This window comes from Nonomuraea sp. B5E05 (assembly GCF_039880665.1).
In the GTDB taxonomy this organism is placed as follows: domain Bacteria; phylum Actinomycetota; class Actinomycetes; order Streptosporangiales; family Streptosporangiaceae; genus Nonomuraea.
Genome location: NZ_JBDPMJ010000065.1, coordinates 1 through 8354 on the forward strand (window position 1 = coordinate 1; position 8354 = coordinate 8354).

At 69.4% G+C, this 8354-nt stretch carries 9 protein-coding genes; 7 read left to right on the forward strand and 2 right to left on the reverse strand.

Going from position 1 to position 8354, the window contains the following annotated elements:
• Positions 1-122 precede the first annotated feature (122 nt).
• Complete coding sequence (locus ABGB01_RS45485) at positions 123-803, forward strand: helix-turn-helix domain-containing protein (protein WP_347780538.1); 681 nt, start codon at positions 123-125, stop codon at positions 801-803.
• Between the two features lie 257 nt (positions 804-1060).
• Here the strand turns inward: ABGB01_RS45485 and ABGB01_RS45490 are convergent, their stop codons facing one another.
• Positions 1061-1420 carry a metalloregulator ArsR/SmtB family transcription factor gene (locus tag ABGB01_RS45490; protein WP_347780540.1) on the reverse strand — a complete coding sequence of 120 codons (360 nt, stop codon included), beginning with the start codon at positions 1418-1420 and terminating at the stop codon, positions 1061-1063.
• A 349-nt stretch (positions 1421-1769) separates the two neighbouring features.
• Here ABGB01_RS45490 and ABGB01_RS45495 point away from each other — a divergent pair, with 349 nt between their 5' ends.
• The 5 genes from ABGB01_RS45495 (at position 1770) to ABGB01_RS45515 (ending at position 6580) form a co-directional block, all read left to right on the forward strand.
• Entirely contained in the window at positions 1770-3167 is a 1398-nt protein-coding gene (locus ABGB01_RS45495; RefSeq protein WP_347780542.1) for a hypothetical protein, read from the forward strand.
• Positions 3168-3377: 210 nt separating this feature from the next.
• On the forward strand, positions 3378-3602 hold the full coding sequence (locus tag ABGB01_RS45500) for a hypothetical protein (protein WP_347780544.1): 225 nt from the start codon (positions 3378-3380) through the stop codon (positions 3600-3602).
• Between the two features lie 60 nt (positions 3603-3662).
• Positions 3663-4304, forward strand: a complete 642-nt coding sequence (locus ABGB01_RS45505; protein WP_347780545.1) for an HAD family hydrolase — start codon at positions 3663-3665, stop codon at positions 4302-4304.
• A gap of 220 nt (positions 4305-4524) precedes the next feature.
• Entirely contained in the window at positions 4525-5634 is a 1110-nt protein-coding gene (locus tag ABGB01_RS45510; protein ID WP_347780546.1) for a serine hydrolase domain-containing protein, read from the forward strand.
• A gap of 133 nt (positions 5635-5767) precedes the next feature.
• Positions 5768-6580 carry a lysophospholipase gene (locus tag ABGB01_RS45515; RefSeq protein WP_347780548.1) on the forward strand — a complete coding sequence of 271 codons (813 nt, stop codon included), beginning with the start codon at positions 5768-5770 and terminating at the stop codon, positions 6578-6580.
• Between the two features lie 109 nt (positions 6581-6689).
• Here the strand turns inward: ABGB01_RS45515 and ABGB01_RS45520 are convergent, their stop codons facing one another.
• Positions 6690-7271, reverse strand: a complete 582-nt coding sequence (locus ABGB01_RS45520; protein ID WP_347780550.1) for a hypothetical protein — start codon at positions 7269-7271, stop codon at positions 6690-6692.
• Positions 7272-7366: 95 nt separating this feature from the next.
• Between ABGB01_RS45520 and ABGB01_RS45525 the strand changes: the two genes are divergently transcribed.
• Complete coding sequence (locus ABGB01_RS45525) at positions 7367-7972, forward strand: TIGR03086 family metal-binding protein (RefSeq protein ID WP_347780552.1); 606 nt, start codon at positions 7367-7369, stop codon at positions 7970-7972.
• Positions 7973-8354: the final 382 nt, after the last annotated feature.

Sequence of the window (8354 nt, forward strand, 5' to 3'; positions counted from 1 at the left end):
CCGAAGGCAGCGTAACCATGTCAAGAAGATCATCGGTAAGCCGTATGCGGGAAAACCGCACGTACGGAATTGAAAGGGGGATGGGGAACCGGGCCTTCACGGCACCGCGCCCCTGACTACCAATGGACTTGAAAGACCGCGTACGCGAGCTGCGCCTCCAGGGCCGCTCCCCGAAGGAGATCGCCCGCGCACTCAAGGTCGCGCCGTCGGTCGTCGCGCCGCTCGTGCGGGCCATCGCCGCCGAGACCGCTCCCACGGGCGACCCCGAGGTGGTCGGGTGCTGGATCAACACCGGCTGGAGCGACGGCCTCGACGTCGACCCCGCGCGCGGCTGGGTGGACGAAGCCCCCGATTCCGGCGCGGACGGCATGGTGTGCGTGCTCGTGGCCCGGCGGCACACATGGGACCGGATGACGGTCTGCGGCTACCTCGCCGACGTCTACTGCCTGGGCGTGAAGAACGCCATCGGGCCCGACGTGCTCGACGACCTCGAGCTGCGGCGCTTTCGCGAATACTTCTTCGGCGAGTACGCGGGGTGGCAGGAGGCGCCGATCGAGCTGGCCAGGCACCTCGTGCTCGGGTCGATCGACTACGCCCGCACGCTCGGGTTCGAGCCCGACGAGGAGTTCGAGCCGGTGGCCGGAGCTCTCGGCGCGTGGGACGAGAAGTCGGCGATCACGTTCGGCCGTGACGGCAGGCCCTTCTACGTGGAAGGGCCGCACGACGACGCGGCCAAGGTGCTGCGGATCCTGCGGCGCACGCTCTCCGACGACGACTTCGACTACGTCACCGTGGCCTCGTGACGGCCGGCCGGGCGGAGGGGACCCGGCCGGCCCGCATCACATGACGAAGGGGGCGTCGCGGTCGCACCGGTCGGGGGGAGTTCACCCGGCACACCCCCGGCTACATCGAGGACCTGCGACCCGACGCTGATCGCCGGTGCGTCACGCCCCGGGGCGGGCCATCTGCGGTCGACGCAGGCGGGTTGCTGTCGATCACGTCGCTGCCGCGGGCTGGCTACCCTGCTCAAGGCTGCCCTCGCGGAGCTCGGGGACAGCGACTAGCGAGGAGGATCGGGCGCCAGGCTTCCGTCGGGGGCGATGTGATCGAAGATCTGGCCGATCAGCGTGATCACATGGGGGTCCTCCACCGCGTACAGCGTCCGGCGGCCGTCGCGGCGTGCGGTGATCAGACCGGCCAGTCGGAGCTTGGCCAGGTGCTGGGAGACCGTGGCGATGCTGATGCCCACGTGCGTGGCCAGCGTGCTGACGTCGTAGGAACCGTGGGTGATCAGCCACATCAGGTGGAGCCGGATCGGGCTGGCCAGCAGAGCGAACGTCTCGGCCGCCGCCTTCAGTTGCGCGGTGGTCGGCGGTGGGTGCTCGGCGCCGGGTGAACCCGGTGCGGGGGAGGTCGACATCGTCTCTCCATTGTCTCGCGCCGATGACCTGCCACTCACCCTACGCTTTGATACTTGCGCGACTTCCGAAATATGTGGATGATTGGAGCTACTCCGAAGGGGAGTAGCCCGCAACGCCCGCACGTCGACACGCTGAGAACCTCGTGTTCTCCGGCGGCGGGGACCGGTCACCGGCCGGTGGGCGAGACCTTCGGCCACGCAGTCATGCCTGGCCGAGCCCTCTCGCGGATGCCCGGCCGGGTTCCACCGCCCGGGAAGGACTCCTCCAAGTGGCTCCCACCACGCTGCTGTGCCCGGCCCTCCATCACCCACCGGCGGTGCCGCCGGCCAGAAGGGACACCACAGCACCATGAACACCTCGACGTTGCGGCTGCTGGCCGACGCCCGCTCGGCCAAGGCGGGCGGCGAGCGGGCGATGGCCGCCCGGCAGCGGGCCCGCCTGACCGAGCTCGTCGCCTGGGCGCGCACCCGCTCCCCCTACTACCGGCACCTGTACCGGGACCTGCCGGCCGGAGTGGCCGACCTGGCCCTGCTGCCGCCCACCAGCAAGCCCGGGCTGATGGCCGCCTTCGACGACTGGGTCACCGACCGTGCCGTCACCCTGGCCCAGGCACGAGTCTTCGCCGACGACCCGGCGCGCATCGGGCAGCCGTTCGCCGGCCGCTACACGCTGTCCACCACCTCCGGCACCACCGGCACGCACGGTATCTTCCTGCAAGACGCCCGCGCGACGGCGGTGACCTCCGCGATGATGGCGCGGCTGCTGGCCGGCTGGCTGAGCGTGCGGGACGTCGCCCGCATCGCGCGCGGCGGCGCCCGGACGGCGCTGGTGATACCCGAGGGCGGGCATTTCGCCTCCACCGTGGCCGCCGCCCGGCTGCGCGGCCGCTCCCGCGTCGCCGCCCTCAGCGTGCACCAGCCGCTGCAGGACCTGGTGGCCGAGCTCAACGCCTTTCGCCCGGCGGTGCTGGCCCCCTACGCCAGCATCGGCGCGCTGCTGGCCGGCGAGGCCGAAGCCGGACGGTTGCACATCAACCCCGCCCTGGTGATGCTCACCGCCGAAGGACTGCCCGTCGGCGAGTACGCACGCATCGCGGCCGCGCTGAGGGCGAAGGTGCGCACCAGCTACGCCTGCAACGAGTGCCCGTTCCTGTCCTACGGCTGTTCGGAGAGCTGGATGCACCTCAACGCCGACTGGGCCGTGCTCGAACCCGTCGACGAGCAGTACCGGCCGGTGGCGCCGGGCGAGCCGTCGCACACCGTGCTGCTGACCAACCTGGCCAACCACGTGCAGCCGATCCTGCGCTACGACCTCGGTGACAGCGTTGTGCTCCGGCCCGACCCGTGCCCGTGCGGCAGCCCTGGCCCGGCCGTCCGCGTCCAGGGCCGCGCCGCCGACCTGCTCACCTTCCCCGGTACGGCGAGGGAACAGGCGCCGGTCACCCTCGCCCCGCTACCGCTGGCCACGCTGCTGGAAGCGGTGCCCGGCCTGGAGCTGTTCCAGATCGTCCACACCGCGCCGGCCACGCTACGCATCCGGCTGCATCCCGTACCTGGAACCGACCCCGCAACCCTCTGGCACCAGATCGAAACCCGCATGCGCGACCTGCTGGCCCGCCACCACCTCGGCCATGTGCGCCTCGAACGCGGCAGCGAACCGATCCAGCACAGCGCGGGCGGCAAGGTACGCGCCGTCATCCCGCTCCCGGCCACCGGCATGGACCCGGCCGGTTCCGTACGTCCCTAATCACCACGGTTCCAGCCATGGCCACACCACCGTCGCGGTTGTCGCCCAGTACTGTCGTTCCCCACGGCTCGCAAGGGAGGGCGAGGCGATCACCCCGCCCTTCCCTGCCTCCCCTTTCTTCGAAGAAACGGAGACGTCTTCGCGCTGCCCGGCCTCCTGGCCTACGGCGTCCGGATCCTGCCCGGCCTGCTGCTCATCGGCGCATGCTTCGTGCTGGCGCGCGCCGAGCAGGACCCGCTGCTGCGCATCCTGACCCTCATCTTCGGGTTCGTGCTGATCAGGGATGCGATGACACCGCTCGGGTTCTGGCGGCTGGGCGCCACGGGAGGCGTGCCGTGGCTGCGCTTCACCGACCAGGCGGGCAACCTCGCCGAGGAGGTGCTCTTCCGCGGGTTTCTGCCGCCCGAATGTCGTGGCCCCTTCACTTATGGTTGATCACAGTGTGATTCGTGATGACGCACCTGGTCGCCGCGGTGGCCGGAAAGGACCGAGACAGTGAAGAAGTACGTGCTCTTCGATCACGACGGCGTTCTGGTGGACACCGAATTCTGGTATTACAAGGCCGGGAAACGCGCCCTGGCGGACATCGGCCTGACTCTGGACAAGGATCAATACCTCCGGGAGATGAGTCAGGGATTGGGCACATGGGCCCAGGCCCGGGCGGCCGGTATCGATGAACAGACCATCAGCAGGCAGCGTCAGGTCCGTAATGATTACTATCAAGAATATCTGCGAAGAGAAGCCATCGAGATCGAAGGCGTCGTTGAAGCTCTGGCTGAACTGTCAAAACACGTCCGTATGGCCATCGTGACGACCGCCAAACGTGCGGATTTCGAACTCATCCATGAGAAGCGCCAGATCAAGCAGTTCATGGATTTCGTCGTTGTTCGTGAAGACTGTCAGTTCGTCAAGCCGCATCCGGAACCGTACCTGATCGGCGTGCAGCGCTTCGGAGCCACCAAAGAAGAGGCGCTGGTCGTTGAGGATTCATCCAGAGGGCTGAACTCAGCCGTGGCGGCCGGTATTGACTGTGCTGTTGTCCACAACGACTTCACGACATCACATGATTTCGCGCAGGCTGCCTATCGAATCGAAACTCTGGCTGAATTGAAGGACATTGTCCTTAATGTAGGTTGAACGAGCATTCACCTGGCGTGTCAGAAACTCGCCGCCCATACCTTTCGGATCTGCCGGAGACCCGCTGGGCGTCTTGCTCCCGAGGTCTCAGGAGCCGGAAACGGTACGGAAACGTCCGCCGCTCTAGACATGAGGCCGGCGTCGAGGGGCCCCGGCTCGGCGAGTTCCGGGCATGCGGCCGGCGCCTTCCGGATGTTTCCAGCAAGGAAGGTTCACGAGCATGAAGCACACGAGGGTCCTCGGCATCGCCGGGCTGGCCTGCGCGATGATGGCGCTGGGCAGCGTGCAGCCCGCCACCGCCGAGGCCAAGCCCCGGTACGGGGACGTGCAGAAGGCGATGACCGCTCTGGCGAAGAACTCCGGGATCGTCGGGGCCATCGGCGAGCTCTACGTCGACGGCAGGAAGGTCGACGGAGGCACGGCCGGCTCCAGGCTCCTGGATGGCAAGGGCGGCAAGATTCCCGAGAACGCCCGCTACCGCATCGGGTCGCAGGGCAAGTACATGACGGCCACCGTGGCGCTGCAACTGGTCGAGGAGGACAAGCTCGACCTGGACGACAAGCTCAGCGACGTGCTGCCGATCGTGGCCGAGCAGGACCTGGTGGAACTGGCCGACGAGATCACCATCCGGCACCTTGTCCAGCAGACCTCCGGCATCCCCAACGGCCACCTCGACATCTTCGACTTCACGACCGACTATTCGCCGGCCGATCTGGTGAGGAAGACCCGCAACCTGCCCCGGACGGGGGAGCCGGGCGAGAAGTACACCTACTCCAACACCAACTTCATTCTCCTCGGAATGATCATCGAGGAGATCACCGGCAACCCCCCGACCGAGGAGTTCAAGCGGCGGATCTTCGACCCGCTCAAGATGACCCGCACCTACGGGACCACGGAGTCCTCTGAGGGCATCAAGGGCCCGCACGGGCACGGTTACGCTCGTGATGACGAGGGCAAGCTCCGCGACATGGACCGGCTCAACGCGAGCTACGGCGCGGGCACCGGAGCAGTGGTCTCCACCGCGCGTGACATGAGCAGGTTCTTCAGCGCGTTCGAGAAGGACAAGCTGCTGCCGGATGACCTGCAGCAGGTCTGGGACGCAACGCCGCCGGGCAAGCCGGAAGCTCCGCCTCCCGCCGAGCGCGTATGCGGGAACGAGCCGCCGATGCGGGTTGTCGGAGGCGCAGCGGCAGGTTTCAACGCGATGACCTTCAGCACGCTCGACGGGCGCGTACAGTTCGCCGTCTCCACCACGCTGACCATCAATCCCCATGCCCCTAACTCGATCATCCAGCAGGCGGCCGAAGCGGTGCTCTGCCCGAAGCAGTAGCCCCTGATCCGCGTTCACAGGCGGCTACCGCTCGGAGGCGGCCGATCGCATGACCGGCCGCCTCGGCAGGTCAGGTGGACGGCCGGGCGGCTCCGGGCGTACGCTCGCCGCACTTTCGATCAAGGAGTGAGCGATGGCGCAGTCACGGGAGCACACCTTCTCCGGCACCAGGGGCCGCATCACGGTCCGCAGCTGGCCGAATGACCGGCCGCGCTATGTCGCCGTGCTGGTCCACGGGTACGGCGAGCACATCGGCCGCTACGAGTACGTGGCCGACCGGCTCGTCCGCCACGGCGCCGCCGTCTACGGGCCCGACCACATGGGCCACGGCAGATCCGAGGGCGACCGCGTGCTCATCGAGGACTTCGAGAACGTGGTCACCGACGTGCACACCGTCGAGGAGCGCGGCAGGGCCGAGCACCCGGACGTGCCCGTCGTGGTGATCGGCCACTCGATGGGCGGCCTGATCGCGGCCCGCTACGCCCAGCGCTACGGAGCCGGGCTGGCCGCGCTCGTCCTGTCGGGGCCGGTGATCGGCAGCTGGGCGATCGTCCCGGAACTGCTGGCCTACGAGGAGCCGCCGGACACCCCGATCGACCCGGCCACCCTCTCCCGCGACCTCACGGTCGGCACCGCGTACGCCGCCGACCCGCTGGTCTGGCACGGCCCCTTCAAGCGCGCCACCCTGGAGGCGTTCGCGACGACGCTGGCCACGATCGCCAAGAGCGGCACGCTCGGACCGCTGCCGACGTTGTGGGTGCACGGGGAGGCGGACGAGCTCGTCCCGATCACCGGCAGCCGCCCGGGCGTCGAGGCCGTGCGCGGCGCCGATCTGACGGAGCGCGTCTACCCGGAGGCCCGGCACGAGGTGTTCAACGAGACCAACAAGGACGAGGTCCTGGACGACGTCACGACCTTCATCGACCGCGCCCTGCCCCAGACCTGACCCTCCCGACCACGGCCCCCGCGTAACCGTCCGGCCCGGCCCGGGCGTCCTCGGCGACGGGCGTGGTCTTTCGGCCTGGAACCGCCCTCGGCCGGGGGCGGGCGCGGAGTCAGTTCACCGCCAGCCAGACGTGCCCCGAGCCCCGCGTACGGGTCAGCTCGATCTTCCAGCAGCCCGGCTCGGGGAACACGAACCCGGTGCCCCACTCCTGACCGGGCCGCCGCCAGGTGGATCCGCCGTGCTCCTCGGGCCCCCAGACGAGCGTGGCGGCGGCGCCGCCGGGCAGCGTGGCCTTGACGTGCAGCGGCCCTTCACCGGTCATCCGCCACACGATCTTGATCTCGTCGCCATGACGGATCGGGGTCCTCTTCACGAAGAGCAGCCCCCACAGCTCCGCGTCCTGAGCCGTGCCCTGGACCTCGGGAAACCCTCCGTCCGCCGGCGCCACGGCGTCCTTACACCCGCCGCTCCGGCCGGTGCCCGGGGTCGCGCTCGCAGCGCCGCTCGGGGCCGGGGTCGCCACGCCAGTCGGCACGCCGCCCGGGCTCGCGCTCGCCACGCCAGTCGGTACGCCGCCCGGGGTCGCGCTCGCAACGCCGCTAGGGGCGGGGCCGGAAGCCGGAGCCGCGGTCGAACATCCGGCCAGGACGGCCGCCGCCAGCACGGCCGCCCCGCATGTCAGCCACCTCATGATCGAACCTCCTCACCCTGTCTACTTCTGATCGGCCGGGAAGGTTGCGATGAATTTCCCGCCGTGGCCGGGTCTTCCTGTCCGAGGAGGCGATGATGGGCGAGCAGAATCGGGCACTGGCCGCCGGAGTGGCGCTGCTGGAGCGGGCGATCGAGTACGCCGTGGGGAGCCTGCGGGTCGTCACGCCGGACGTGCTCTGCCGGGGCACACCCTGCTCCGGCTGGAGCCTGCAGCGGCTGCTCGACCACGTCGACGACTCGCTGCGGAGCCTGAACGAGGCGGCGGCGTCGCGTGCCGTCGAGCTCTGCGGGGCCGCGCCTCCCCGGCCGGCGATCGCCAATCCGGCCCTGCTCCTCAGGGACGACGCGACGGCGGTGCTCGGTCTCTGGACGGCCCTGCTCGCCGACGAGCCCGTCTCCATCGGCGGATGGCACGTGTCGAGCCCGATGGTGGCCGCGGTCGGCGCGATCGAGATCGCCGTGCACGGCTGGGACGTGGCCAGGTCGTGCGGGGAGCACCGCCCGATCCCGGCCGCGATGGCCGAGGAACTGCTGGAGCTGGCCCGGGTGTTCGTCACGCCCGCGGACCGCCCGGGCAGGTTCGCCGCGCGCGTGATCGTTCCGCGCCAGGCGCCCGCGCAGGATCACCTGCTCGCCTTCCTGGGCCGCGACCCGGACTGGCGCGCACACCGGGGGACATGACCCCGGCCATGGACATGCGGGCGCGGCGTGTTCTCGTCCATGAACAGGAGATCTCGGGGTGTTCCGCGTGGAATGGCCCTTGGAGGGAGAAGCGTCGCGGGCGCCACCCGAGGCAATCGAGCGCCGCCCATCCCACCAAAACCACACAAAACGCCGTACGATCGTGCTGTACAGAGCAGTCATCCGGACATGACTCTCCGCGAACCCCCAACGATCCATCCGATACGGTGGGAAGATCGTAAGTGGCCACCGGTCACCACCGGACCATCACACGGGGCATTCCGTGTCATAGGGGGCGGATATCTGTCCGGCCCGGTCGGCGGGGCGACCCGGCGGATCGCCGCGGCCAGGGCCGAGCAACGTGGTGGGGGCGGCCGGTCGT